Below are 24519 nucleotides of genomic sequence, written 5' to 3'. Positions count from 1 at the left end.
AAACTTGAAATTGCTATATATAAATGATAATATAGCAAAGGTACGTCTTGGACTTATCCAAGGCAGCTAGCTTGATATTTCGTCATTCATATAAAGAATGAAACCTTGAGTGGGAGGGTTTACCCTATTACCACATCACGGACTTAAGGAGGTGTGTCTCGTGGCTAAAAAAGTAGTAAAAGTTGTAAAATTGCAAATTCCTGCTGGAAAAGCTAACCCAGCGCCGCCAGTTGGACCTGCACTAGGTCAAGCCGGTGTTAATATCATGGGATTCTGTAAGGAGTTTAACGCTCGTACAGCTGACCAAGCTGGTTTAATCATTCCTGTTGAAATTTCGGTTTACGAAGACCGTTCATTTACATTTATTACAAAAACTCCGCCTGCTGCAGTATTGCTTAAAAAAGCAGCTGGAATTGAGTCTGGTTCTGGTGAACCAAACCGTAATAAAGTGGCAACCGTTAAGCGCGATAAAGTACGCGAAATCGCTGAAACGAAAATGCCTGACTTAAACGCAGCAGACGTTGAAGCGGCAATGCGCATGGTTGAAGGTACTGCACGCAGTATGGGTATTGTAATCGAGGATTAATTTGTTTCTTGTCGGGTTGCGAGTTTTCACAAGTTCGCAACCCTTATTCGTGGGAGGTTATTCCGCTATAACCACATAAGGAGGAAATTTTAAAATGGCTAAAAAAGGTAAAAAGTACGCAGAAGCTGCTAAGCTTGTAGATCGTGCGAAAGCTTACGATGTTTCTGAAGCAGTAGCTCTCGTTAAAAAAACAAATACAGCTAAATTCGACGCTACAGTTGAAGTTGCATTCCGTCTAGGGGTTGACCCTCGTAAAAACGACCAGCAAATCCGCGGAGCAGTTGTGCTTCCAAACGGAACTGGTAAAACTCAGCGCGTTCTCGTTTTCGCGAAAGGCGAAAAAGCGAAAGAAGCTGAAGCTGCTGGTGCAGATTACGTTGGAGATACTGACTACATCAACAAAATTCAACAAGGCTGGTTCGATTTCGATGTAATCGTAGCTACACCTGACATGATGGGTGAAGTTGGTAAAATCGGTCGTGTGCTTGGACCAAAAGGTTTAATGCCTAACCCTAAAACTGGTACAGTTACTTTCGAAGTTGAAAAAGCAATCGGCGAAATCAAAGCTGGTAAAGTTGAATACCGCGTTGATAAAGCTGGAAACATCCATGTTCCTATCGGTAAAGTTTCTTTCGAGGATGAAAAACTTGTTGAGAACTTCACAACAATGTATGATACAATCCTGAAAGCAAAACCTGCTGCAGCAAAAGGTGTTTACGTGAAAAACGTTGCTGTCACTTCTACTATGGGACCTGGTGTCAAAGTAGACGCTTCAACTTTCAACGTAAAATAATATTGACATGAATTCAACATTCTGATATGATTCAAAATGTTGTAAAATATAATATATCATTTATACCGTAGACAGTAGGGGCTTAACGGCTTAATATCCTACCGAGGTGTATATTATCACAGCTATTACGTTACGTATGCTTGTATATACAGCCTCCATGTCTCATGGAGGCTTTTTATATGGAATCCGTTTCTCAGTCGTGATCACCTGACGGTATAAGTGTTACACAAGAATCTACAGGAGGTGTAACCATGAGCAGCGCAATTGAAACAAAAAAAGTTGTTGTTGAAGAAATTGCTTCTAAATTAAAAGAAAGCAAATCAACGATCATCGTTGATTACCGCGGACTTAACGTTTCTGAAGTAACAGAACTTCGTAAACAGCTTCGTGAAGCTAACGTTGAGTTCAAAGTTTACAAAAACACAATGACTCGCCGTGCGGTTGAACAAGCTGAACTTGATGGTTTGAATGATGTCTTAACTGGACCGAATGCAATTGCATTCAGTACTGAGGATGTTGTCGCTCCAGCTAAAGTTCTTAACGAGTTTGCTAAACAGCATGAAGCTCTTGAAATCAAAGCTGGCGTTATCGAAGGTAAAGTTTCTACTGTTGAAGAAGTGAAAGCTCTTGCTGAACTTCCATCACGCGAAGGCTTGCTTTCTATGTTGCTTAGCGTACTTCAAGCTCCAGTTCGCAACCTTGCTCTTGCTGCAAAAGCTGTGGCAGATCAAAAGGAAGAACAAGGCGCTTAATCTAATCAGTTTTTAAAAATCAAAACAAATGGAGGAATTACAAATGGCTTTAAATATCGAAGAAATCATTGCTTCCGTTAAAGAAGCAACTGTACTTGAATTGAACGACCTAGTAAAAGCAATCGAAGAAGAATTTGGCGTAACTGCTGCTGCTCCTGTAGCTGTAGCTGGCGGAGCTGCTGCAGGCGGAGCTGCTGAAGAGCAAAGCGAATTCGACCTTATCCTTGCTGGTGCAGGTTCTCAAAAAATCAAAGTTATCAAAGTTGTACGTGAAATCACTGGTCTTGGCTTGAAAGAAGCTAAAGAACTTGTTGACAACACTCCAAAACCACTTAAAGAAGGTATTGCTAAAGAAGAAGCTGAAGAGCTTAAAGCTAAACTTGAAGAAGTTGGCGCTTCTGTAGAAGTTAAGTAATCTTTACTTGCCTGTAGGGGAAGCTCGCTTTTATGAGGCGGGCTTTTTCTTTGCCATTCTTTAAGTTATGAAAAAAAGGAGGTTCTAATAATGAGTGAGCACTATTATTCAGAAAAACCTTCAGTAAAAAGCAACAAACAAACATGGTCTTTTAGGCTTCGAAACAAGGAGTTTACGTTTACCAGCGACAGCGGTGTTTTTTCTAAAAAGGAAGTCGATTTTGGCTCGCGCCTGCTGGTCGAATCTTTTGAAGAGCCTGAAGTTGAGGGCAGCTTTCTAGATGTAGGCTGCGGCTATGGCCCGATTGGATTATCGCTGGCCAGTGACTTTAAAGACCGGACCATCCACATGATTGATGTTAATGAAAGAGCCGTAGAGTTATCAAATGAAAATGCAGAACAAAACGGAATAACAAACGCTGAGATTTACCAAAGCGATTTGTTTTCAAACGTTGACTCTGCTCAAACATTTGCTTCTATTCTTACAAATCCCCCAATCCGAGCCGGAAAAAAAGTTGTCCATGCTATCTTTGAGAAAAGCGCTGAACACTTAAAAGCTTCAGGTGAATTGTGGATCGTCATACAGAAAAAACAAGGTGCGCCTTCTGCCATTGAAAAGCTTGAGGAACTGTTCGAAGAAGTTTCTGTCGTTCAAAAAAAGAAAGGCTATTATATCATAAAAGCAAAAAAAGTTTGACTCGGTATTTTGGCTATGTTAATATTATAAAATGCCAATGTATATATTTAGATTGATATGATGAAATGTCAATATCTATGTATAAATTATACAAGTATGGAAATGCTAATAAAATCGGTATTTGTTTTTGGATGTGGTTTTCTTAATTAGAAACCCTTTTTTCTTTTGTCTTGTAAAAGTGTTTTCTTTCTTTGTTTGGAAGAAATGCTTATTACACATATAATACGCATGATTTGAGGGGTGAATCAGTTGACAGGTCAACTAGTTCAGTATGGACGACACCGCCAGCGCAGAAGCTATGCTCGCATTAGCGAAGTGTTAGAATTACCAAATCTCATTGAAATTCAAACCTCTTCTTATCAGTGGTTTCTTGATGAGGGTCTTAGAGAGATGTTTCAAGACATATCGCCAATTGAGGATTTCACTGGTAACCTCTCTCTTGAGTTCATTGATTACAGTTTAGGGGAGCCTAAATATCCTGTAGAGGAATCAAAAGAACGTGATGTGACTTACTCAGCTCCGCTAAGAGTGAAGGTTCGTTTAATTAACAAAGAAACTGGAGAGGTAAAAGACCAAGATGTCTTCATGGGGGATTTCCCTATTATGACAGATACAGGTACTTTTATCATTAACGGTGCGGAACGCGTTATCGTTTCCCAGCTTGTTCGGTCTCCAAGTGTATATTTCAGTGGTAAAGTAGACAAAAACGGTAAAAAAGGTTTTACCGCAACTGTCATTCCAAACCGTGGCGCATGGTTAGAATACGAAACTGATGCGAAAGATGTTGTTTATGTACGCATTGATCGCACACGTAAGTTGCCGGTTACGGTTCTTTTGCGTGCTCTCGGCTTCGGCTCCGATCAAGAGATTCTTGATCTTGTAGGAGAAAACGAATACCTGCGAAATACGCTTGATAAAGATAACACAGAAAACAGCGATAAAGCGCTGCTCGAAATCTACGAGCGCCTCCGTCCTGGAGAGCCGCCTACAGTGGAAAATGCGAAAAGCTTGCTTGATTCTCGTTTCTTTGATCCGAAACGATACGATCTTGCCAATGTAGGACGCTATAAAATTAATAAAAAGCTTCATATTAAAAATCGCCTCTTTAATCAGAGACTTGCTGAAACGCTTGTTGATCCTCAAACAGGAGAAATCCTGGCTGAAAAAGGTCAGATTCTTGATAGAAGAACACTTGATAAAGTACTGCCATACTTAGAAAACGGAATCGGTTTCAGAAAGCTGTATCCGAACGGCGGTGTTGTTGAGGACGAAGTAACGCTTCAATCCATTAAAATCTTTGCTCCTACTGATCAAGAAGGAGAACAGGTTATTAATGTCATCGGCAATGCTTACGTTGAAGAAGAGATTAAAAACATTACACCTGCTGATATCATTTCTTCTATCAGCTACTTCTTCAACTTGCTGCACGGAGTAGGCGACACAGATGATATTGACCATCTTGGAAACCGCCGTTTACGTTCTGTAGGTGAACTTCTCCAGAACCAATTCCGTATCGGTTTAAGCCGTATGGAGCGTGTGGTTCGTGAGAGAATGTCAATTCAAGATACGAATACAATTACACCTCAGCAGCTGATCAATATTCGTCCAGTTATTGCGTCCATTAAAGAGTTCTTTGGAAGCTCTCAGCTATCTCAATTCATGGACCAGACGAACCCGCTTGCTGAATTAACACATAAGCGCCGTCTGTCGGCTCTTGGACCGGGCGGATTGACACGTGAGCGTGCCGGAATGGAAGTGCGTGACGTTCACTACTCCCACTATGGCCGTATGTGTCCGATTGAAACGCCAGAGGGACCGAACATCGGTTTGATCAACTCACTATCATCATATGCAAAAGTAAACCGTTTTGGCTTTATTGAAACGCCATATCGCCGCGTTGATCCTGAAACAGGAAAAGTGACGCCAAGAATTGATTACTTAACTGCTGATGAAGAAGATAACTACGTTGTCGCTCAGGCAAATGCACGACTCGATGACGAAGGTGCGTTTGTGGATGACAGCATTGTAGCCCGTTTCCGCGGAGAGAACACTGTTGTTCCTAGAAACCGTGTTGATTACATGGATGTATCGCCTAAGCAGGTAGTATCTGCTGCGACAGCATGTATCCCGTTCTTGGAAAACGATGACTCGAACCGTGCCCTAATGGGAGCGAACATGCAGCGTCAGGCTGTGCCTTTGATGCAGCCGGAAGCGCCATTTGTAGGAACTGGTATGGAATACGTATCAGGTAAAGACTCTGGTGCCGCTGTGATTTGTAAACACCCTGGTATCGTTGAACGCGTAGAAGCGAAAAACGTTTGGGTTCGCCGCTATGAAGAAGTAGCCGGTCAAAAAGTAAAAGGAAACCTGGATAAATACAGCTTGCTGAAATTTGTCCGCTCTAACCAAGGTACTTGCTACAACCAGCGTCCGATCGTAAGTGTCGGCGATGAAGTGGTAAAAGGAGAAATCCTTGCTGACGGTCCTTCTATGGAGCTTGGTGAACTTGCGCTTGGCCGTAACGTAATGGTCGGCTTCATGACATGGGATGGCTACAACTATGAGGATGCCATCATCATGAGTGAACGTCTTGTGAAAGATGATGTTTATACATCTATTCACATTGAAGAATATGAATCAGAAGCACGTGATACTAAACTCGGGCCTGAAGAAATCACTCGCGATATTCCGAACGTCGGTGAAGATGCGCTTCGCAATCTTGATGACCGCGGAATTATCCGTATCGGGGCAGAAGTAAAAGACGGAGATCTTCTTGTTGGTAAAGTAACGCCTAAGGGTGTAACAGAACTTACTGCAGAAGAACGCCTTCTTCACGCTATCTTTGGTGAAAAAGCCCGCGAGGTTCGTGATACTTCTCTTCGTGTGCCTCACGGCGGCGGCGGAATTATTCACGATGTTAAAGTCTTCAACCGTGAGGACGGAGACGAACTTCCTCCAGGTGTAAACCAGTTAGTACGCGTATATATCGTTCAGAAACGTAAAATTTCTGAAGGGGATAAAATGGCCGGTCGTCACGGTAACAAAGGTGTTATCTCTAAGATTCTTCCTGAAGAGGATATGCCTTATCTTCCTGACGGCACACCAATTGATATCATGCTTAACCCGCTGGGCGTACCATCACGTATGAATATCGGGCAGGTATTAGAGCTTCATATGGGTATGGCCGCTCGTTACCTTGGCATCCACATTGCGTCACCGGTATTTGACGGAGCGCGTGAAGAGGATGTTTGGGAAACACTTGAAGAAGCCGGAATGTCTCGTGACGCTAAAACCGTTCTTTACGACGGACGTACCGGAGAGCCGTTTGATAACCGTGTATCTGTCGGCATCATGTACATGATTAAACTGGCTCACATGGTTGACGATAAACTTCATGCACGCTCTACAGGTCCTTACTCACTTGTTACGCAGCAGCCTCTTGGCGGTAAAGCTCAATTTGGCGGACAGCGTTTTGGTGAGATGGAGGTTTGGGCACTTGAAGCTTACGGTGCAGCTTACACTCTTCAAGAGATTCTGACTGTTAAGTCTGATGACGTGGTTGGACGTGTGAAAACATACGAAGCCATCGTTAAAGGCGACAACGTTCCTGAACCTGGTGTTCCGGAATCATTCAAAGTATTAATTAAAGAACTTCAAAGTTTAGGTATGGATGTGAAAATCCTTTCTAGCGATGAAGAAGAAATAGAAATGAGAGATTTAGAAGACGAAGAAGATGCAAAACAAGCTGACGGCCTGGCGTTATCAGGTGATGAAGAGCCGGAAGAAACAGCATCTGCAGACGTTGAACGCGATGTAGTAACAAAAGAATAATCTCTAGTTATAAAGGCAAGTGACATCGGTTAATCCGAAGATAAAAAGGGAGGTAGGCCCCTTGCTAGATGTGAACAATTTTGAGTATATGAACATCGGTCTTGCTTCACCGGATAAAATCCGTTCATGGTCTTTTGGTGAAGTGAAAAAGCCTGAAACGATAAACTATCGTACGTTAAAACCTGAAAAGGACGGTCTATTCTGCGAACGCATTTTCGGACCGACTAAGGACTGGGAATGTCATTGCGGGAAGTACAAGCGAGTTCGTTATAAAGGCGTAGTTTGTGACCGCTGCGGAGTTGAAGTAACACGGGCTAAAGTCCGTCGTGAGAGAATGGGGCACATTGAACTGGCTGCCCCAGTTTCCCACATTTGGTATTTCAAAGGTATCCCAAGCCGTATGGGTCTAGTGTTAGATATGTCGCCTCGTGCACTGGAAGAAGTTATTTACTTTGCTTCTTACGTTGTAACTGATCCGGCAAACACACCGCTTGAAAAGAAACAGCTTCTATCAGAAAAGGAATACCGTGCGTATCTTGATAAGTACGGTAATAAGTTCCAAGCATCTATGGGTGCGGAAGCGATTCATAAACTTCTTCAAGATATCGATCTTGTAAAAGAAGTTGATATGTTAAAAGAAGAGCTGAAAACATCTCAAGGACAGCGTCGTACTCGTGCGATCAAACGCCTTGAAGTTTTGGAAGCCTTCCGTAACTCAGGAAACAAGCCTTCTTGGATGATCCTTGATGTGCTTCCTGTTATTCCTCCTGAGCTCAGACCGATGGTTCAGCTTGATGGCGGACGTTTTGCGACTTCTGATTTGAACGACCTTTATCGTCGTGTTATCAACCGTAACAATCGTTTGAAACGCCTTTTAGACCTTGGTGCGCCTAGTATTATCGTTCAAAACGAAAAGCGTATGCTTCAAGAGGCTGTCGATGCTTTGATTGACAACGGCCGTCGCGGACGCCCTGTAACAGGTCCTGGTAACAGACCATTAAAATCTCTTTCTCACATGCTGAAAGGGAAGCAAGGCCGTTTCCGTCAAAACCTTCTTGGTAAACGTGTCGATTACTCCGGACGTTCTGTAATCGTCGTTGGTCCTCATTTGAAAATGTACCAATGCGGATTACCGAAGGAAATGGCGCTCGAACTTTTCAAACCTTTCGTTATGAAAGAGCTTGTTGAAAAGGGTCTTGCTCACAACATTAAGAGTGCGAAACGTAAAATTGAGCGCGTACAGCCTGAAGTATGGGATGTACTAGAATCAGTTATCAAGGAGCATCCGGTCCTTCTGAACCGTGCCCCTACGCTTCACAGATTAGGTATCCAAGCGTTTGAACCAACACTTGTTGAAGGACGCGCAATCCGTCTTCACCCGCTCGTATGTACAGCTTATAACGCTGACTTTGACGGTGACCAAATGGCGGTTCACGTACCATTATCTGCAGAAGCACAAGCTGAAGCACGCATCTTGATGCTTGCTGCTCAAAACATCTTGAACCCTAAAGATGGTAAACCGGTTGTTACACCGTCTCAGGATATGGTACTGGGTAACTATTACCTGACTCTGGAGCGTGCTGGTGCTGTCGGTGAAGGTATGGTCTTCAAGAATACGGATGAAGCGCTTCTTGCTTATCAAAACGGATATGTTCACCTTCATACGAGAGTGGCTGTTGCAGCGAACTCCCTTAAGAACGTGACATTTACCGAAGAGCAGCGCTCAAAATTGTTAATTACAACTGTCGGTAAACTGGTCTTCAATGAAATTCTTCCAGAATCATTCCCTTACATGAATGAACCAACGAAGAGCAACATTGAAGAGAAAACACCTGACCGTTTCTTCTTAGAAAAAGGTGCCGATGTAAAAGCTGCCATCGCACAGCAGCCAATCAATGCACCATTTAAAAAAGGTATTCTGGGTAAAATCATCGCGGAAATCTTTAAACGATTCCACATTACGGAAACGTCTAAAATGCTTGACCGCATGAAAAACCTAGGTTTCAGATATTCAACAAAAGCTGGTATTACAGTTGGGGTTTCTGATATCGTCGTTCTCGATGATAAACAAGAAATTCTTGAAGAAGCACAAGGCAAAGTTGATAACGTTATGAAGCAGTTCCGCCGCGGTCTGATCACTGAAGAAGAACGTTATGAGAGAGTTATCTCTATCTGGAGTTCTGCAAAAGACGTTATCCAAGGCAAACTGATGAAATCACTTGATGAGCTCAACCCGATCTACATGATGAGTGACTCTGGTGCCCGTGGTAACGCGTCTAACTTTACTCAGCTTGCCGGAATGCGCGGTCTGATGGCCAACCCGGCTGGACGTATCATTGAGTTACCGATCAAATCTAGTTTCCGTGAAGGTCTGACAGTATTGGAGTACTTTATCTCCACTCACGGTGCGCGTAAAGGTCTTGCCGATACCGCCCTTAAAACTGCTGACTCAGGTTACCTTACACGCCGTCTTGTTGACGTTGCACAGGATGTTATCATCCGTGAAACTGATTGCGGAACTGACCGAGGAATCCTTGCTCAACCGCTTAGAGAAGGCACTGAAATCATTGAGCGCTTAGAAGAACGCTTAATCGGCCGTTTTGCAAGAAAACAAGTGAAACACCCTGAAACAGGTGAAGTGCTTGTAAACGAAAACGAACTGATCGATGAAGATAAAGCGATTGAAATCGTTGAAGCCGGCATTGAAGAAGTGTGGATCCGTTCTGCCTTCACATGTAATACGCCTCATGGTGTATGTAAACGATGCTATGGCCGAAACCTTGCGACTGGTACCGATGTAGAAGTCGGAGAAGCAGTTGGAATCATCGCTGCCCAATCAATCGGTGAGCCTGGTACACAGTTAACAATGCGTACATTCCATACAGGCGGGGTTGCAGGAGACGATATCACACAGGGTCTTCCGCGTATCCAAGAGCTTTTCGAAGCGCGTAATCCAAAAGGTCAGGCAACAATTACCGAAATCGACGGTACAGTCGTTGAAATTAATGAAGTTCGCGACAAACAGCAGGAAATTGTGGTTCAAGGCGCAGTTGAAACACGCTCTTATACGGCACCATATAACTCCCGCTTAAAAGTAGCGGAAGGAGATAAAATTACTCGAGGCCAAGTGCTGACAGAAGGTTCAATCGATCCGAAAGAACTTCTTAAAGTGACTGACCTGACTACTGTTCAAGAGTATCTTCTTCATGAGGTTCAAAAGGTTTACCGTATGCAGGGTGTTGAAATCGGCGATAAACACGTAGAAGTAATGGTTCGCCAAATGCTTCGCAAAGTACGTGTGATTGATGCTGGTGAGACTGATGTGCTTCCTGGCTCATTACTTGATATTCACCAATTTACTGAAGCGAACAAAAAGGTATTGCTGGAAGGCAAACGTCCTGCTACAGGCCGTCCTGTCTTACTCGGTATTACCAAAGCTTCTCTTGAAACTGATTCATTCTTATCTGCTGCTTCCTTCCAGGAAACAACACGTGTCCTTACAGACGCAGCGATCAAAGGTAAGCGTGACGAACTTCTCGGTCTGAAAGAGAATGTTATCATCGGTAAGCTTGTTCCGGCTGGTACTGGAATGATGAAATACCGAAAAGTAAAACCTGTTTCAAATGTTCAGCCGACTGAGGACATGGTTCCGGTTGAATAACTGATATCATGCTGCTGAGAGACTGCAAAACAGTCTTTCAGCAGTCATATTTAAATAAAAAAATCACTCTATGAGAAGATAGAAACTAAAAAATGTCATACCTTGTTGACATTCGTCTCCTAGAATGATAATATAACCAAGGTGCTCGAAATAAACCTGTTACTTTGGAGGATATGTTTATGTCTTATGATAAAGTATCACAGGCCAAATCAATTATTATTGGTACGAAGCAAACAGTGAAAGCTCTAAAACGAGGTTCAGTAAAGGAAGTAGTCGTTGCAAAAGACGCGGATCCTATTCTTACGTCAGGTGTGATAACACTTGCGAAAGATAATGGGATTGCTGTCTCAATGGTTGAATCCATGAAAAAGCTCGGCAAAGCCTGCGGAATTGAAGTAGGAGCAGCAGCTGTTGCCATTATGTTATAACGTACTTTTTGTTTTTGCGTGAGATTTATTCTCGTGTAAAGACATTGTTTTTTGCCTATTGATGAACCACCTGGGTATGTGGGTTATAAAACGTAATGAAGGGAGGAACAAAACATGCCTACAATTAATCAGCTAATTCGCAAAGGACGCGTGAGTAAAGTAGAAAACTCAAAGTCTCCTGCACTTAACAAAGGATACAACAGCTTTAAAAAAGAGCACACTAATGTATCTTCTCCACAAAAACGCGGGGTATGTACTCGTGTTGGAACAATGACACCGAAAAAACCGAACTCAGCACTTCGTAAATATGCTCGTGTTCGTTTAACTAACGGAATTGAGGTTACTGCTTACATTCCTGGTATCGGTCACAACCTGCAAGAGCACAGTGTTGTACTTATCCGCGGCGGACGTGTAAAAGACTTACCAGGGGTACGTTACCACATCGTTCGTGGTGCGCTTGACACTGCTGGAGTTGAAAACCGTGCGCAAGGCCGTTCTAAATACGGTACTAAGCGTCCTAAAGCAAAATAATAAACGTATAAACGTATAATTGATGAAGGGAGGATATTCAGATGCCACGTAAAGGTCCTGTAGCAAAAAGAGACGTTTTACCTGATCCGATTTACAACTCTAAGCTTGTATCTCGTCTAATCAACAAAATGATGATCGACGGTAAAAAAGGTAAGTCTCAAACAATCCTATACAAGTCATTCGATATCATTAAAGAACGTACTGGCAATGATGCAATGGAGGTTTTCGAACAAGCATTGAAAAACATCATGCCTGTACTTGAAGTAAAAGCACGCCGTGTAGGTGGTGCGAACTACCAAGTTCCTGTAGAAGTTCGTCCTGAACGTCGTACTACTCTTGGACTTCGCTGGTTAGTTAACTATGCTCGTCTTCGCGGAGAAAAAACGATGGAAGAGCGTTTAGCTAACGAAATCCTTGACGCAGCTAACAACACTGGTGCTGCTGTTAAGAAACGTGAAGATACTCATAAGATGGCTGAAGCAAACAAAGCATTTGCTCACTATCGTTGGTAGGATTTATATACTAAAAAACACAATTTCCCAATAAGGAAGGAGAAATTACCCAATGGCAAGAGAGTTCTCCTTAGACAAAACTCGTAATATCGGGATCATGGCTCACATTGATGCCGGTAAAACGACTACTACAGAACGTATCTTGTTCTATACTGGTCGTATCCACAAAATTGGTGAAACTCATGAAGGAGCTTCACAAATGGACTGGATGGAGCAGGAACAAGAACGTGGTATCACAATCACTTCCGCTGCGACAACTGCACAGTGGAAAGGATACCGCGTAAACATCATCGATACTCCAGGACACGTAGACTTCACAGTTGAAGTTGAACGTTCTCTTCGTGTACTTGATGGTGCTGTTGCTGTACTTGACGCACAGTCTGGCGTTGAGCCTCAAACAGAAACTGTTTGGCGTCAAGCAACAACTTACGGAGTACCGCGTATCGTTTTCGTCAACAAAATGGACAAAATCGGTGCAGACTTCCTTTACTCTGTAGGAACTTTAAGAGATCGTCTTCAAGCTAACGCTCATGCAATTCAATTGCCGATCGGTGCTGAAGACAACTTCGAAGGTATCATTGACCTAGTAGAAAACGTTGCGTATTTCTACGAAGATGATCTTGGAACTCGTTCTGATGCGAAAGAAATCCCTGAAGAGTACAAAGAGCAAGCTGAAGAGCTTCGCAACAGCCTCATTGAAGCTGTATGTGAGCTTGATGAAGATCTTATGGACAAATACCTTGAGGGTGAAGAGATCACTATTGACGAGTTAAAAGCAGGTATCCGTAAAGGTACTTTAAATGTTGAATTCTACCCAGTTCTTGTTGGTTCTGCCTTCAAAAACAAAGGTGTTCAACTAGTACTTGATGCTGTTCTTGACTACCTTCCTGCACCAACAGACGTTGCTGCAATCAAAGGTATACGTCCTGATACAAATGAAGAGATTGAGCGTCATTCTTCTGATGACGAGCCATTCTCTGCACTAGCATTTAAAGTTATGACTGACCCTTACGTTGGTAAGCTGACGTTCTTCCGTGTGTACTCTGGAACACTTGATTCTGGTTCATACGTGAAAAACTCAACTAAAGGCAAACGTGAGCGTGTTGGACGTATCCTTCAAATGCACGCCAACAGCCGTGAAGAAATCGCTACTGTATATGCAGGCGATATCGCAGCTGCTGTAGGTCTAAAAGATACTTCTACTGGAGATACTCTATGTGATGAAAAGGATCTAGTTATCCTTGAATCAATGGAATTCCCAGAACCAGTTATCGACGTTGCAATTGAGCCTAAATCAAAAGCTGACCAAGATAAAATGGGTATCGCTTTAGCAAAACTTGCTGAAGAGGATCCAACATTCCGTACTCAAACAAACCCGGAAACTGGTCAGACAATCATCTCTGGTATGGGTGAGCTTCACCTTGATATCATTGTTGATCGTATGAAGCGTGAATTCAAAGTAGAAGCTAACGTTGGTGCTCCTCAAGTTGCGTACCGTGAAACATTCCGTTCCGGTGCAAAAGTTGAAGGTAAATTCGTACGTCAGTCTGGTGGACGCGGTCAGTTCGGTCACGTTTGGATTGAATTCGAACCAAACGAAGAAGGCGCTGGCTTTGAATTCGAAAATGCGATTGTCGGTGGGGTTGTTCCTCGTGAATACATCCCAGCTGTTCAAGCAGGTCTAGAAGATTCACTTGAAAATGGTGTATTAGCTGGATTCCCGCTTATCGACATTAAAGCAAAACTTTTTGATGGCTCTTACCATGATGTTGACTCAAACGAAATGGCGTTTAAAGTTGCTGCTTCTATGGCATTGAAAAATGCAGTCAGCAAATGTAACCCAGTTCTTCTTGAACCAATCATGAAAGTAGAAGTGGTTATTCCTGAAGAATACATGGGAGACATCATGGGTGATGTTACTTCTCGTCGCGGACGCGTAGAAGGTATGGAAGCTCGCGGTAACGCGCAAGTTGTTCGTGCGATGGTTCCTCTTGCTGAAATGTTCGGTTACGCTACTGCCCTTCGTTCTAACACGCAAGGTCGCGGTACGTTCACTATGCACATGGATCACTACGAAGAAGTGCCGAAGAGCATTGCTGAAGAAATTATCAAAAAAAATAAAGGCGAATAATTGATTTTGCCTCTTAACTCAAGTATAACTACTATTGTAAGATGAGGAAGTGAAAGCTTTCTTTCACTTCCTATCACTCTATACATTACTAATTAAAAGCTCTTAAGGAGGATTTTAGAATGGCTAAAGAAAAATTCGACCGTTCCAAATCACATGCCAATATCGGTACAATTGGACACGTTGACCATGGTAAAACAACTTTAACTGCTGCTATCACAACAGTACTTCATAAGAAATCTGGTAAAGGTACAGCTATGGCGTACGATCAAATTGATGGTGCACCAGAAGAACGTGAGCGCGGTATCACAATCTCTACTGCACACGTTGAGTATGAAACTGAAACTCGTCACTATGCACACGTTGACTGCCCAGGACACGCTGACTATGTTAAAAACATGATCACTGGTGCTGCGCAAATGGACGGAGCTATCCTAGTAGTATCTGCTGCTGATGGCCCAATGCCACAAACTCGTGAGCACATCCTTCTTTCTAAAAACGTTGGTGTACCATACATCGTTGTATTCTTAAACAAATGCGACATGGTAGACGACGAAGAGCTTCTTGAACTAGTTGAAATGGAAGTTCGCGATCTTCTTAGCGAATACGACTTCCCTGGTGATGATGTACCAGTTATCAAAGGTTCTGCTCTTAAAGCTCTTGAAGGAGATGCTGAGTACGAAGCTAAAATCTTCGAACTTATGGATGCAGTTGATGAGTACATCCCAACTCCAGAACGTGACACTGAAAAACCATTCATGATGCCAGTTGAGGATGTATTCTCAATCACTGGTCGTGGTACAGTTGCTACTGGACGTGTTGAGCGTGGACAAGTTAAAGTCGGTGACGAAGTTGAAATCATCGGTCTTCAAGAAGAAAACAGCAAAACAACTGTTACTGGTGTTGAAATGTTCCGTAAGCTTCTTGATTACGCTGAAGCTGGAGACAACATTGGAGCCCTTCTTCGCGGTGTAGCTCGTGAAGATATCCAACGTGGTCAAGTACTTGCTAAACCAGGTACAATCACTCCACACAGCAAATTCAAAGCTGAAGTTTACGTTCTTTCTAAAGAAGAGGGTGGACGTCATACTCCATTCTTCTCTAACTACCGTCCTCAGTTCTACTTCCGTACAACTGACGTAACTGGTATCATCCATCTTCCAGAAGGCGTAGAAATGGTTATGCCTGGAGACAACACTGAAATGAACGTTGAGCTTATCTCTACAATCGCTATCGAAGAAGGAACTCGTTTCTCTATTCGTGAAGGCGGACGTACTGTTGGTTCAGGCGTTGTTTCTACAATCACTGAGTAATAGTATATTGAAAACGAGACCCATTGGGTCTCGTTTTTTTGTGTACTTTTTTGTTTGCTTGTATAATAAGGTTTATCTTATTTGAGGAGCTATGGGTTATGAGTGAAAACACATCAATTTCTTTCATGAAAAAACTTTGGATCGAAAATACGAAGCAAATGCTCATGATCAATGGAAATGATAAAGCAAACCCATTGCTGCTTTTTTTACATGGTGGACCCGGAGCATCCCAAATCGGATTTATCAGGAGCTATCAAAAGGAACTGGAACAGCACTTTACAGTTGTAAATTGGGATCAAAGGGGTTCGGGTCTTTCCTATACTAAACAGATTCCGCAGAGTTCAATGACAATCAGTCAAATCATTAAAGATACAATTCAAGTAACCGAATGGCTTTTAGACCATTTCTCAAAACCAAAAGTGTACCTTGCAGGTCACTCTTGGGGTTCGCTGCTGGCTCTTCATGTACTGCAAGAGAGGCCTGATCTTTTTCACGCTTATTATGGAATCAGTCAGGTCACTAATACTCAGCTGGAAGAAAAAATGGCCTATGATTCTCTGCGCAAGACAAATCGCTTTCTTTCAGTAGCCTTAGGCTTACTCGGCCCTCCACCTTGGAACAAGAAAATTCAGCACTTCATCTTTCGAGTCTGTATTGAACTGAGCAGGGGAGGATTCACTCATCATCGCCGGCACATTCTTACAGTATTGTGTCAGTTACTTGCTGGAAATGAGTATGGAATAAAAAACATCTCTCGTTTCATCAGAGGACAGCGCTTCAGCGCAAAGTATTTAACAGATGATTTATTTCGTTTTGATGCATTTAATTCAGTTTCTTCTATTAAAGTACCGAGCTTTTTTATTTCGGGGAGACATGATTTGATTGTTCCTGCTGAAACATCGAAGCAGTATTATCAGTTTGTGGATGCTCCTGAAAAACGCTGGCATTATTTTAAAAACTCCGCTCACACGCCGCATATCGAGGAGCCTTCATTATTTGCCAATACTCTGAGTAAACACGCAGTGTACCACTTATGATAGAAGAAAATTCCCTTATTCACTCGATTCTTGATAAATAAGAAAAACACCTGTATAATACTAAAAGTGTGCAAATCATGCATATTCTAAATAAGTCTTGCAACATACGTCTATTTTCTGTATAATGGTGTATGTTGGTCTTTGACTGCGATGAAGTGAGAGGTTGCTGACACACCCGGCCGCTTTGCCATGGCAAGGTGTTCAGGTTTTTCTCACGGAGAACTGTCTAACGTGAAGTAGGCGAAAAGGAGGGAAAATAATGGCAAAACAAAAAATTCGTATTCGTTTGAAAGCATATGATCATAGAATCCTTGATCAATCTGCAGAGAAGATTGTTGAAACGGCAAAACGTTCTGGTGCCAGCGTATCTGGTCCGATTCCGTTGCCAACTGAAAAATCAGTTTACACAATCCTTCGTGCGGTGCACAAATACAAAGATTCTCGTGAGCAATTTGAAATGCGTACACATAAACGTTTAATCGACATTGTGAACCCAACACCACAAACTGTTGATGCGCTCATGCGATTAGACTTACCATCTGGTGTCGATATCGAAATTAAACTTTAATTCTAAAATATAGAATGATCTTAATAGGAGGTGTGACGAATGACCAAAGGAATCTTAGGAAGAAAAATTGGTATGACGCAAGTATTCGCAGAAAACGGTGATCTTATTCCGGTAACTGTTATTGAAGCTGCTCCGAACGTTGTTCTTCAAAAGAAAACAGCTGAAAACGACGGCTACGAAGCAATCCAGCTTGGTTTTGACGACAAGCGCGAAAAGCTTTCTAACAAACCTGAACAAGGACACGTTGCTAAAGCGGAAACTGCTCCTAAGCGCTTCGTAAAAGAATTACGCGGAGTGGAAATGGATGCGTATGAAGTTGGTCAGGAAGTCAAGGTTGAAATTTTCTCTGCTGGAGAAATCGTAGATGTAACAGGAGTATCTAAAGGTAAAGGTTTCCAAGGTGCGATCAAGCGCCACGGACAATCTCGCGGACCTATGTCTCACGGTTCACGCTACCACCGTCGTCCTGGTTCAATGGGACCTGTAGATCCTAACCGTGTATTCAAAGGTAAATTATTGCCTGGACGTATGGGCGGAGAGCAGATCACTGTTCAAAACCTTGAAGTTGTAAAAGTTGATGCGGAACGCAATCTTCTTTTGATCAAAGGTAACGTACCTGGTGCGAGAAAATCTTTAATCACTGTTAAAAGTGCTGTTAAATCTAAATAACTCTCTTAGGAAAGGAGGAAATTGATCATGCCAAAAGTAGCATTATACAACCAAAACGGTTCTACTGCTGGTGACATCGAATTAAACGCTTCTGTATTTGGTATCGAGCCAAATGAGAGTGTTGTATTCGACGCTATTCTTATGCAAAGAGCTTCCTTACGTCAAGGATCTCACAAAGTAAAAAATCGTTCTGAAGTACGCGGCGGAGGTCGTAAACCATGGCGTCAAAAAGGTACTGGACGTGCCCGTCAAGGTTCTATCCGTTCACCGCAATGGCGCGGAGGTGGTGTCGTATTCGGCCCAACACCACGCAGCTATTCTTATAAATTACCTAAAAAAGTTCGCCGCTTGGCAATCAAATCAGTATTGTCTTCTAAAGTAAACGACAACAACATCATCGTACTTGAAGATCTTACTCTTGATACGGCTAAAACAAAAGAAATGGCAGCTATCCTTAAAGGATTATCTGTTGAGAAAAAAGCTTTAATCGTAACTGCAGATGCTAACGAAGCAGTAGCTTTATCTGCTCGCAACATTCCTGGAGTTACTGTAGTTGAAGCTAACGGAATCAACGTTTTAGACGTTGTCAACCACGAGAAGCTTCTGATTACAAAAGCAGCGGTTGAAAAAGTAGAGGAGGTGCTTGCATAATGAAAGATCCTCGTGATGTTCTAAAGCGCCCCGTCATTACTGAACGTTCTGCTGATTTAATGGCTGAAAAGAAATATACTTTTGAAGTTGATGTAAGAGCTAATAAAACAGAAGTGAAAGACGCGGTTGAAAGCATCTTTGGAGTGAAGGTTGACAAAGTCAACATCATGAACTACAAAGGTAAATCAAAACGTGTCGGACGCTATACTGGTATGACTAGCCGTCGCAGAAAAGCGATCGTAAAACTTACTGCAGACAGCAAAGAAATCGAAATTTTTGAAGCTTAATTATCTGTAAAAAGAAGGAGGGAAATTCAAAATGGCGATTAAAAAGTATAAACCGACCTCTAATGGACGTCGTGGCATGACAACTTCAGACTTTGCTGAAATCACGACTGACAAGCCGGAAAAATCCTTGCTTGCTCCCCTTCACAAAAAAGGCGGACGTAACAACCAAGGTAAATTGACTGTACGTCACCAAGGTGGCGGACATAAACGCCAATACCGTGTTATCGACTTCAAACGCGATAAAGATGGTATACCTGGACGCGTTGCTACAGTTGAATACGATCCAAACCGTTCAGCTAACATCGCTCTAATCAACTATGCAGACGGAGAAAAACGTTACATTCTTGCTCCAAAAGGAATTCAAGTGGGTACTGAAATCATGTCAGGTCCAGAAGCTGACATCAAAGTAGGTAATGCACTTCCACTTATCAACATCCCTGTTGGTACAGTTGTGCATAACATTGAATTAAAACCTGGCAAAGGCGGACAGCTTGTACGTTCAGCTGGTACATCTGCTCAGGTTCTTGGTAAAGAAGGTAAATACGTTCTTGTACGTCTTAACTCTGGAGAAGTTCGCATGATTCTTTCTGCTTGCCGTGCTTCTATCGGTCAAGTAGGTAACGAACAGCACGAACTTATCAACATTGGTAAAGCTGGACGTTCTCGCTGGAAAGGCATCCGTCCAACAGTTCGTGGTTCTGTAATGAACCCTAACGATCACCCACACGGTGGTGGTGAAGGACGTGCGCCAATCGGACGTAAATCACCAATGTCTCCATGGGGCAAACCAACTCTTGGATTCAAGACACGTAAGAAAAAGAACAAATCTGATAAATTTATCGTACGTCGTCGCAAAAATAAATAACGGGGTTGTCTACGGTTCACTTCGGACCGTAGTGCAATCACGAAGGGAGGTTCCAAAATGGCTCGCAGCTTGAAAAAAGGACCATTTGTCGATGGACACTTGATGACAAAAATCGAGAAATTAAATGAAACAGACAAGAAACAAGTCGTAAAAACTTGGTCTCGTCGTTCTACTATTTTCCCACAGTTTATTGGTCACACAATCGCAGTCTATGACGGACGTAAACACGTGCCTGTATTCATCTCTGAAGATATGGTAGGGCATAAGTTGGGTGAATTCGCTCCAACTCGTACGTACAAAGGCCATGCTAGTGATGACAAAAAAACAAGACGCTAAGAGAGGAGGCTTTTAAATGCAAGCTAAAGCTGTTGCAAGAACAGTCCGTATTGCTCCTCGTAAAGCACGTCTAGTAATGGACCTGATTCGAGGCAAGCAAGTAGGTGAAGCAGTGTCAATCTTGAACCTAACACCGAGAGCTGCTTCTCCAATTATCGAGAAAGTATTAAAATCCGCTATTGCAAATGCTGAGCATAACTATGAAATGGACGCTAATAACCTGGTTATTTCTCAAGCATTCGTTGACGAAGGCCCTACGTTAAAAAGATTCCGCCCACGTGCTATGGGACGTGCGAGCCAAATCAACAAACGTACGAGCCACATTACAATCGTTGTATCAGAAAAGAAGGAGGGATAAGTAGTGGGTCAAAAGGTAAATCCAGTCGGTCTTCGTATCGGAGTCATTCGTGATTGGGAATCTAAGTGGTACGCTGGTAAAGATTACGCTGACTTCCTGCACGAAGATTTAAGAATTCGTGAATACATTAGCAAACGACTTTCTGACGCTTCTGTTTCTAAAGTTGAAATCGAACGCGCAGCAAATCGTGTTAACATTACGATCCACACAGCTAAGCCTGGTATGGTTATCGGTAAAGGCGGTTCTGAAGTTGAAGCACTTCGTAAAGCCCTTAACAGCCTTACTGGCAAGCGTGTACACATTAACATTCTTGAAATCAAAAGAGCAGATCTTGATGCACAGCTAGTTGCTGACAACATCGCTCGTCAATTAGAAAACCGTGTTTCTTTCCGCCGTGCGCAGAAACAACAAATCCAACGCACAATGCGTGCTGGAGCACAAGGTGTGAAAACAATGGTTTCTGGTCGTCTTGGCGGTGCGGATATCGCTCGTTCTGAATACTACAGTGAAGGAACTGTTCCATTGCACACATTACGTGCGGACATTGACTATGCAACATCTGAAGCTGACACTACTTACGGTAAGCTTGGTGTAAAAGTCTGGATCTATCGTGGAGAGGTTCTTCCTACTAAGAAGAAAACTGAGGAAGGAGGAAAATAATATGTTATTACCTAAACGCGTTAAATATCGCAGAGAGCATCGCGGAAAAATGCGTGGCCGTGCGAAAGGCGGTACTGAAGTACATTTCGGTGAGTTCGGTATCCAAGCTCTAGAAGCTTCTTGGATCACTAACCGTCAAATCGAAGCTGCCCGTATTGCGATGACTCGTTACATGAAACGTGGCGGTAAAGTTTGGATCAAAATTTTCCCTTCTAAACCTTACACTGCTAAACCACTTGAGGTACGTATGGGATCCGGTAAAGGGGCTCCAGAAGGTTGGGTAGCTGTTGTAAAACCGGGCAAAGTTTTATTTGAAATTTCTGGTGTGTCTGAAGAGGTTGCTCGTGAAGCACTTCGTCTTGCATCTCACAAATTGCCAATTAAAACGAAGTTCGTAAAACGTGAAGAAATTGGTGGTGAATCAAATGAAAGCTAATGAAATTCGTGACCTTACCACTGCTGAAATTGAACAAAAAGTAAAGTCTCTTAAAGAAGAACTTTTCAATCTTCGCTTTCAATTAGCGACAGGACAACTTGAAAATACTGCTCGCATTCGTGAAGTGCGCAAAGCTATCGCGCGCATGAAAACTGTGATTCGTGAAAGAGAAATTGCTGCTAATAAATAATCACTGAGGGGAGGTCGTGAGCATGAGCGAACGTAACCAACGCAAAGTTTACCAAGGCCGTGTTGTTTCTGACAAAATGGATAAAACCATCACTGTTGTTGTTGAAACATACAAGAAACATTCACTTTACGGTAAACGCGTAAAATACTCAAAGAAATTCAAAGCACATGATGAAAATAATCAAGCGAAAATCGGTGACATCGTAAAGATCATGGAAACTCGTCCATTGTCTGCAACTAAGCGTTTCCGTCTAGTTGAAGTTGTCGAAGAAGCTGTTATTATCTAATAAAGTTCGGAATTCTTTTTTCCGAAGGGAGGTAACAAATAATGATTCAACAAGAGACTCGTTTAAAAGTAGCTGACAACTCTGGCGCACGTGAAGTACTTACTATTAAAGTTCTTGGTGGTTCTGGTCGTAAAACAGCTAACATTGGTGATGTAATTGTTTGCACGGTTAAACAAGCAACACCAGGAGGCGTTGTCAAAAAAGGTGAAGTCGTAAAAGCTGTTATCGTTCGCACTAAAAGCGGAGCGCGCAGAAGTGACGGTTCATACATCAGCTTCGATGAGAATGCATGTGTTATCATCCGTGACGACAAGAGCCCGCGTGGAACTCGTATCTTCGGACCAGTTGCTCGTGAATTGCGTGAAAACAACTTTATGAAAATTGTTTCTCTAGCTCCAGAAGTTATCTAATGAAATAAATGCCTTATTCAAGGAGGTGCGATCAGGATGCATGTAAAAAAAGGCGATAAAGTTATGGTTATCTCTGGTAAAGATAAAGGCAAACAAGGAACGATCCTTGCTGCTTTCCCTAAAAAGGACCGCGTTTTAGTTGAAGGTGTTAACATGGTAAAGAAACACTCTAAACCAACTCAAGCTAACCCTCAAGGCGGTATTTCTAATCAAGAGGCGCCAATTCATGTATCAAACGTTATGCCGCTCGATCCTAAAACAGGTGAAGTGACTCGCGTAGGATACAAAGTGGAAGATGGCAAAAAAGTTCGTGTAGCAAAAAAATCTGGGCAAGTTCTAGATAAATAGTATTAAAGGAAGGGAGGTCTATCTCATGAACCGCCTTAAAGAAAAGTACAATAAAGAAATTGCACCTGCTTTAATGACTAAGTTCAACTATGACTCAGTTATGCAAGTGCCTAAAATTGAAAAAATCGTAATCAACATGGGTGTTGGTGACGCTGTTCAAAACGCAAAAGCAATCGACAGTGCTGTTGAAGAATTAACGTTTATCGCAGGTCAAAAACCTGTCGTTACTCGTGCGAAGAAATCAATTGCTGGATTCCGTCTTCGTGAAGGAATGCCTATCGGTGCGAAAGTAACTCTTCGCGGAGAGCGCATGTATGATTTCCTTGATAAACTTATTTCTGTATCTTTACCGCGTGTACGTGACTTCCGCGGGGTTTCTAAAAAATCTTTCGACGGTCGCGGTAACTACACACTTGGTATCAAAGAACAGTTAATCTTCCCTGAAATTGACTACGATAAAGTAACAAAGGTTCGCGGAATGGACATCGTTATTGTAACGACTGCTAATTCTGATGAAGAGGCTCGTGAGCTATTAACTCAAGTAGGTATGCCGTTCCAGAAATAATCAATGAAAGGGAGGCGAAATCGTGGCTAAGAAGTCAATGATTGCGAAACAACAACGTACACCAAAGTTTAAAGTACAAGAGTACACTCGCTGTGAACGCTGCGGACGTCCGCATTCAGTCATTCGTAAATTTAAACTTTGCCGTATTTGTTTCCGTGAGCTTGCATATAAAGGACAAATTCCTGGCGTGAAAAAAGCCAGCTGGTAATCCCCAAGAAAGGGAAGGAGGTAATTATTAATGGTTATGACAGATCCAATTGCAGATATGCTGACTCGTATTCGTAATGCAAACATGGTACGTCATGAGAAGCTTGAAATTCCTGCTTCTAAATTGAAAAGAGAAATTGCTGAAATTTTAAAGCGTGAAGGTTTCATTCGTGACGTTGAGTTCGTAGAAGACAGTAAACAAGGTATCATCCGCGTTTTCTTGAAATACGGACAAAATAACGAGCGCGTAATCACTGGTCTTAAAAGAATCAGCAAACCTGGTTTGCGTGTTTATGCTAAATCTAATGAAGTACCGCGTGTACTTAACGGTCTAGGAATCGCAATTCTTTCTACATCACATGGCGTTTTAACGGACAAAGAAGCCCGTGCAAAACAAGCTGGTGGAGAAGTATTAGCATACGTTTGGTAAAAAGTTTAACATGAATGGAGGTGTTTGGTATGTCTCGTGTAGGTAAGAAGCTACTTGAGATTCCTTCTGATGTTACAGTAACGTTAAACGATAACAATACTGTAGCTGTGAAAGGACCAAAAGGAGAATTAACTCGTACGTTTCACCCTGATATGGAGATTAAAATAGAGGACAATGTGCTTACAGTCGCTCGTCCTTCTGATCAAAAAGAGCACCGTGCCCTGCATGGTACGACTCGCAGTCTGCTTGGCAACATGGTGGAAGGCGTATCTAAAGGATTTGAAAGAGGTTTGGAATTAGTCGGTGTCGGTTACCGTGCGTCTAAATCCGGAAATAAACTTGTTTTAAACGTTGGATACTCTCACCCTGTTGAGATCGTCCCTGAAGAAGGCATCGATATCGAAGTTCCTTCTCAAACTAAAGTAGTCGTTAAAGGTACAGACAAAGAACGTGTAGGAGCTATTGCTGCTAACATTCGCGCTGTCCGTTCTCCAGAGCCTTACAAAGGTAAAGGAATCCGCTACGAAGGTGAAGTTGTTCGCCGTAAAGAAGGTAAATCTGCTAAGTAAG

Annotated in this window: 30 protein-coding genes and 1 other annotated feature; all 30 genes read left to right on the top strand. The window is 42.5% G+C overall.

Annotated elements, in window-relative coordinates:
* The first annotated feature begins 160 nt into the window (after window positions 1–160).
* Window positions 161–586, top strand: coding sequence for a 50S ribosomal protein L11 (gene rplK / locus LNN34_RS15710; RefSeq protein WP_003156430.1), 426 nt, complete (start codon window positions 161–163; stop codon window positions 584–586).
* 94 nt (window positions 587–680) lie between these two features.
* Complete coding sequence (rplA, locus tag LNN34_RS15705; protein WP_003225765.1) at window positions 681–1379, top strand: 50S ribosomal protein L1; 699 nt, start codon at window positions 681–683, stop codon at window positions 1377–1379.
* Between the two features lie 47 nt (window positions 1380–1426).
* Window positions 1427–1566, top strand: a sequence feature (ribosomal protein L10 leader region).
* 64 nt (window positions 1567–1630) lie between these two features.
* Entirely contained in the window at window positions 1631–2131 is a 501-nt protein-coding gene (rplJ, locus tag LNN34_RS15700; protein WP_044153425.1) for a 50S ribosomal protein L10, read from the top strand.
* Window positions 2132–2174: 43 nt separating this feature from the next.
* Window positions 2175–2546 (top strand): 50S ribosomal protein L7/L12, encoded by a 372-nt coding sequence (gene rplL, locus LNN34_RS15695; RefSeq protein WP_003156436.1) that lies wholly within the window; start codon window positions 2175–2177, stop codon window positions 2544–2546.
* A 90-nt stretch (window positions 2547–2636) separates the two neighbouring features.
* On the top strand, window positions 2637–3242 hold the full coding sequence (locus LNN34_RS15690; RefSeq protein ID WP_044153424.1) for a class I SAM-dependent methyltransferase: 606 nt from the start codon (window positions 2637–2639) through the stop codon (window positions 3240–3242).
* A 249-nt stretch (window positions 3243–3491) separates the two neighbouring features.
* Window positions 3492–7073, top strand: a complete 3582-nt coding sequence (rpoB, locus tag LNN34_RS15685; protein ID WP_229043783.1) for a DNA-directed RNA polymerase subunit beta — start codon at window positions 3492–3494, stop codon at window positions 7071–7073.
* Window positions 7074–7134: 61 nt separating this feature from the next.
* Window positions 7135–10734 (top strand): DNA-directed RNA polymerase subunit beta', encoded by a 3600-nt coding sequence (rpoC, locus tag LNN34_RS15680; RefSeq protein WP_044153421.1) that lies wholly within the window; start codon window positions 7135–7137, stop codon window positions 10732–10734.
* Between the two features lie 179 nt (window positions 10735–10913).
* On the top strand, window positions 10914–11162 hold the full coding sequence (locus tag LNN34_RS15675) for a 50S ribosomal protein L7ae-like protein (protein WP_217827254.1): 249 nt from the start codon (window positions 10914–10916) through the stop codon (window positions 11160–11162).
* A gap of 114 nt (window positions 11163–11276) precedes the next feature.
* The gene (gene rpsL / locus LNN34_RS15670) at window positions 11277–11693 is read left to right on the top strand and encodes a 30S ribosomal protein S12 (protein WP_003156445.1); all 417 of its coding nucleotides are present in this window, start codon (window positions 11277–11279) and stop codon (window positions 11691–11693) included.
* Window positions 11694–11734: 41 nt separating this feature from the next.
* Window positions 11735–12205: a 30S ribosomal protein S7 gene (rpsG, locus tag LNN34_RS15665; RefSeq protein WP_003225784.1), complete on the top strand. Its 471-nt coding sequence runs from the start codon at window positions 11735–11737 to the stop codon at window positions 12203–12205.
* A 52-nt stretch (window positions 12206–12257) separates the two neighbouring features.
* Window positions 12258–14336 (top strand): elongation factor G, encoded by a 2079-nt coding sequence (gene fusA, locus LNN34_RS15660; RefSeq protein WP_044153418.1) that lies wholly within the window; start codon window positions 12258–12260, stop codon window positions 14334–14336.
* Between the two features lie 119 nt (window positions 14337–14455).
* Window positions 14456–15646 (top strand): elongation factor Tu, encoded by a 1191-nt coding sequence (tuf, locus tag LNN34_RS15655; RefSeq protein ID WP_010332768.1) that lies wholly within the window; start codon window positions 14456–14458, stop codon window positions 15644–15646.
* A 98-nt stretch (window positions 15647–15744) separates the two neighbouring features.
* Window positions 15745–16683: an alpha/beta fold hydrolase gene (locus LNN34_RS15650; RefSeq protein WP_229043781.1), complete on the top strand. Its 939-nt coding sequence runs from the start codon at window positions 15745–15747 to the stop codon at window positions 16681–16683.
* A gap of 259 nt (window positions 16684–16942) precedes the next feature.
* Window positions 16943–17251, top strand: a complete 309-nt coding sequence (gene rpsJ / locus LNN34_RS15645; RefSeq protein ID WP_003156464.1) for a 30S ribosomal protein S10 — start codon at window positions 16943–16945, stop codon at window positions 17249–17251.
* Between the two features lie 39 nt (window positions 17252–17290).
* On the top strand, window positions 17291–17920 hold the full coding sequence (rplC, locus tag LNN34_RS15640; protein ID WP_059291697.1) for a 50S ribosomal protein L3: 630 nt from the start codon (window positions 17291–17293) through the stop codon (window positions 17918–17920).
* Between the two features lie 27 nt (window positions 17921–17947).
* A complete protein-coding gene (gene rplD, locus LNN34_RS15635) occupies window positions 17948–18571 on the top strand; it encodes a 50S ribosomal protein L4 (RefSeq protein ID WP_003242004.1) in 624 nt (207 codons plus the stop codon).
* Window positions 18571–18858 carry a 50S ribosomal protein L23 gene (rplW, locus tag LNN34_RS15630; RefSeq protein WP_003225793.1) on the top strand — a complete coding sequence of 96 codons (288 nt, stop codon included), beginning with the start codon at window positions 18571–18573 and terminating at the stop codon, window positions 18856–18858. Before rplD ends, rplW begins: the two co-directional genes overlap by 1 nt.
* 31 nt (window positions 18859–18889) lie before the next feature.
* Window positions 18890–19723: a 50S ribosomal protein L2 gene (gene rplB, locus LNN34_RS15625; protein ID WP_003225795.1), complete on the top strand. Its 834-nt coding sequence runs from the start codon at window positions 18890–18892 to the stop codon at window positions 19721–19723.
* 57 nt (window positions 19724–19780) lie between these two features.
* Window positions 19781–20059, top strand: coding sequence for a 30S ribosomal protein S19 (gene rpsS, locus LNN34_RS15620; protein ID WP_003156472.1), 279 nt, complete (start codon window positions 19781–19783; stop codon window positions 20057–20059).
* A 16-nt stretch (window positions 20060–20075) separates the two neighbouring features.
* Window positions 20076–20417, top strand: a complete 342-nt coding sequence (gene rplV / locus LNN34_RS15615) for a 50S ribosomal protein L22 (protein WP_003156475.1) — start codon at window positions 20076–20078, stop codon at window positions 20415–20417.
* A 3-nt stretch (window positions 20418–20420) separates the two neighbouring features.
* A complete protein-coding gene (gene rpsC, locus LNN34_RS15610) occupies window positions 20421–21077 on the top strand; it encodes a 30S ribosomal protein S3 (RefSeq protein ID WP_010332773.1) in 657 nt (218 codons plus the stop codon).
* Window position 21078: 1 nt separating this feature from the next.
* Complete coding sequence (gene rplP / locus LNN34_RS15605; RefSeq protein WP_003225801.1) at window positions 21079–21513, top strand: 50S ribosomal protein L16; 435 nt, start codon at window positions 21079–21081, stop codon at window positions 21511–21513.
* A complete protein-coding gene (rpmC, locus tag LNN34_RS15600; protein ID WP_003156482.1) occupies window positions 21503–21703 on the top strand; it encodes a 50S ribosomal protein L29 in 201 nt (66 codons plus the stop codon). Before rplP ends, rpmC begins: the two co-directional genes overlap by 11 nt.
* A 22-nt stretch (window positions 21704–21725) precedes the next feature.
* On the top strand, window positions 21726–21989 hold the full coding sequence (rpsQ, locus tag LNN34_RS15595) for a 30S ribosomal protein S17 (protein ID WP_003178345.1): 264 nt from the start codon (window positions 21726–21728) through the stop codon (window positions 21987–21989).
* A gap of 41 nt (window positions 21990–22030) precedes the next feature.
* Window positions 22031–22399, top strand: a complete 369-nt coding sequence (rplN, locus tag LNN34_RS15590; protein ID WP_003225805.1) for a 50S ribosomal protein L14 — start codon at window positions 22031–22033, stop codon at window positions 22397–22399.
* A 36-nt stretch (window positions 22400–22435) separates the two neighbouring features.
* Entirely contained in the window at window positions 22436–22747 is a 312-nt protein-coding gene (gene rplX / locus LNN34_RS15585) for a 50S ribosomal protein L24 (RefSeq protein WP_003156486.1), read from the top strand.
* Between the two features lie 25 nt (window positions 22748–22772).
* A complete protein-coding gene (gene rplE, locus LNN34_RS15580; protein ID WP_044153413.1) occupies window positions 22773–23312 on the top strand; it encodes a 50S ribosomal protein L5 in 540 nt (179 codons plus the stop codon).
* Window positions 23313–23334: 22 nt separating this feature from the next.
* Entirely contained in the window at window positions 23335–23520 is a 186-nt protein-coding gene (gene rpsN / locus LNN34_RS15575; RefSeq protein ID WP_003156488.1) for a 30S ribosomal protein S14, read from the top strand.
* Window positions 23521–23550: 30 nt separating this feature from the next.
* Window positions 23551–23949, top strand: coding sequence for a 30S ribosomal protein S8 (gene rpsH, locus LNN34_RS15570; protein WP_010332776.1), 399 nt, complete (start codon window positions 23551–23553; stop codon window positions 23947–23949).
* 29 nt (window positions 23950–23978) lie between these two features.
* Window positions 23979–24518 (top strand): 50S ribosomal protein L6, encoded by a 540-nt coding sequence (gene rplF, locus LNN34_RS15565; protein WP_010332777.1) that lies wholly within the window; start codon window positions 23979–23981, stop codon window positions 24516–24518.
* The last annotated feature ends 1 nt before the right edge of the window (window position 24519 follow it).

Origin of the sequence: Bacillus sp. AF23, assembly GCF_020861455.1 — a bacterium.
In the GTDB taxonomy this organism is placed as follows: Bacteria; Bacillota; Bacilli; order Bacillales; family Bacillaceae; genus Bacillus; species Bacillus halotolerans.
This window is presented reverse-complemented; position numbering and strand designations above follow the sequence as displayed.

What these genes read in the sequence shown, in the direction of transcription:
- rplA (WP_003225765.1), top strand. Translation starts at nt 681, where the DNA reads ATGGCTAAAAAAGGTAAAAAGTACGCAGAAGCTGCTAAGCTTGTAGAT.
- rplJ (WP_044153425.1), top strand. Translation starts at nt 1,631, where the DNA reads ATGAGCAGCGCAATTGAAACAAAAAAAGTTGTTGTTGAAGAAATTGCT.
- rplL (WP_003156436.1), top strand. Translation starts at nt 2,175, where the DNA reads ATGGCTTTAAATATCGAAGAAATCATTGCTTCCGTTAAAGAAGCAACT.
- LNN34_RS15690 (WP_044153424.1), top strand. Translation starts at nt 2,637, where the DNA reads ATGAGTGAGCACTATTATTCAGAAAAACCTTCAGTAAAAAGCAACAAA.
- LNN34_RS15675 (WP_217827254.1), top strand. Translation starts at nt 10,914, where the DNA reads ATGTCTTATGATAAAGTATCACAGGCCAAATCAATTATTATTGGTACG.
- rpsL (WP_003156445.1), top strand. Translation starts at nt 11,277, where the DNA reads ATGCCTACAATTAATCAGCTAATTCGCAAAGGACGCGTGAGTAAAGTA.
- rpsG (WP_003225784.1), top strand. Translation starts at nt 11,735, where the DNA reads ATGCCACGTAAAGGTCCTGTAGCAAAAAGAGACGTTTTACCTGATCCG.
- fusA (WP_044153418.1), top strand. Translation starts at nt 12,258, where the DNA reads ATGGCAAGAGAGTTCTCCTTAGACAAAACTCGTAATATCGGGATCATG.
- tuf (WP_010332768.1), top strand. Translation starts at nt 14,456, where the DNA reads ATGGCTAAAGAAAAATTCGACCGTTCCAAATCACATGCCAATATCGGT.
- LNN34_RS15650 (WP_229043781.1), top strand. Translation starts at nt 15,745, where the DNA reads ATGAGTGAAAACACATCAATTTCTTTCATGAAAAAACTTTGGATCGAA.
- rpsJ (WP_003156464.1), top strand. Translation starts at nt 16,943, where the DNA reads ATGGCAAAACAAAAAATTCGTATTCGTTTGAAAGCATATGATCATAGA.
- rplC (WP_059291697.1), top strand. Translation starts at nt 17,291, where the DNA reads ATGACCAAAGGAATCTTAGGAAGAAAAATTGGTATGACGCAAGTATTC.
- rplD (WP_003242004.1), top strand. Translation starts at nt 17,948, where the DNA reads ATGCCAAAAGTAGCATTATACAACCAAAACGGTTCTACTGCTGGTGAC.
- rplW (WP_003225793.1), top strand. Translation starts at nt 18,571, where the DNA reads ATGAAAGATCCTCGTGATGTTCTAAAGCGCCCCGTCATTACTGAACGT.
- rplB (WP_003225795.1), top strand. Translation starts at nt 18,890, where the DNA reads ATGGCGATTAAAAAGTATAAACCGACCTCTAATGGACGTCGTGGCATG.
- rpsS (WP_003156472.1), top strand. Translation starts at nt 19,781, where the DNA reads ATGGCTCGCAGCTTGAAAAAAGGACCATTTGTCGATGGACACTTGATG.
- rplV (WP_003156475.1), top strand. Translation starts at nt 20,076, where the DNA reads ATGCAAGCTAAAGCTGTTGCAAGAACAGTCCGTATTGCTCCTCGTAAA.
- rplP (WP_003225801.1), top strand. Translation starts at nt 21,079, where the DNA reads ATGTTATTACCTAAACGCGTTAAATATCGCAGAGAGCATCGCGGAAAA.
- rpmC (WP_003156482.1), top strand. Translation starts at nt 21,503, where the DNA reads ATGAAAGCTAATGAAATTCGTGACCTTACCACTGCTGAAATTGAACAA.
- rpsQ (WP_003178345.1), top strand. Translation starts at nt 21,726, where the DNA reads ATGAGCGAACGTAACCAACGCAAAGTTTACCAAGGCCGTGTTGTTTCT.
- rplN (WP_003225805.1), top strand. Translation starts at nt 22,031, where the DNA reads ATGATTCAACAAGAGACTCGTTTAAAAGTAGCTGACAACTCTGGCGCA.
- rplX (WP_003156486.1), top strand. Translation starts at nt 22,436, where the DNA reads ATGCATGTAAAAAAAGGCGATAAAGTTATGGTTATCTCTGGTAAAGAT.
- rplE (WP_044153413.1), top strand. Translation starts at nt 22,773, where the DNA reads ATGAACCGCCTTAAAGAAAAGTACAATAAAGAAATTGCACCTGCTTTA.
- rpsH (WP_010332776.1), top strand. Translation starts at nt 23,551, where the DNA reads ATGGTTATGACAGATCCAATTGCAGATATGCTGACTCGTATTCGTAAT.
- rplF (WP_010332777.1), top strand. Translation starts at nt 23,979, where the DNA reads ATGTCTCGTGTAGGTAAGAAGCTACTTGAGATTCCTTCTGATGTTACA.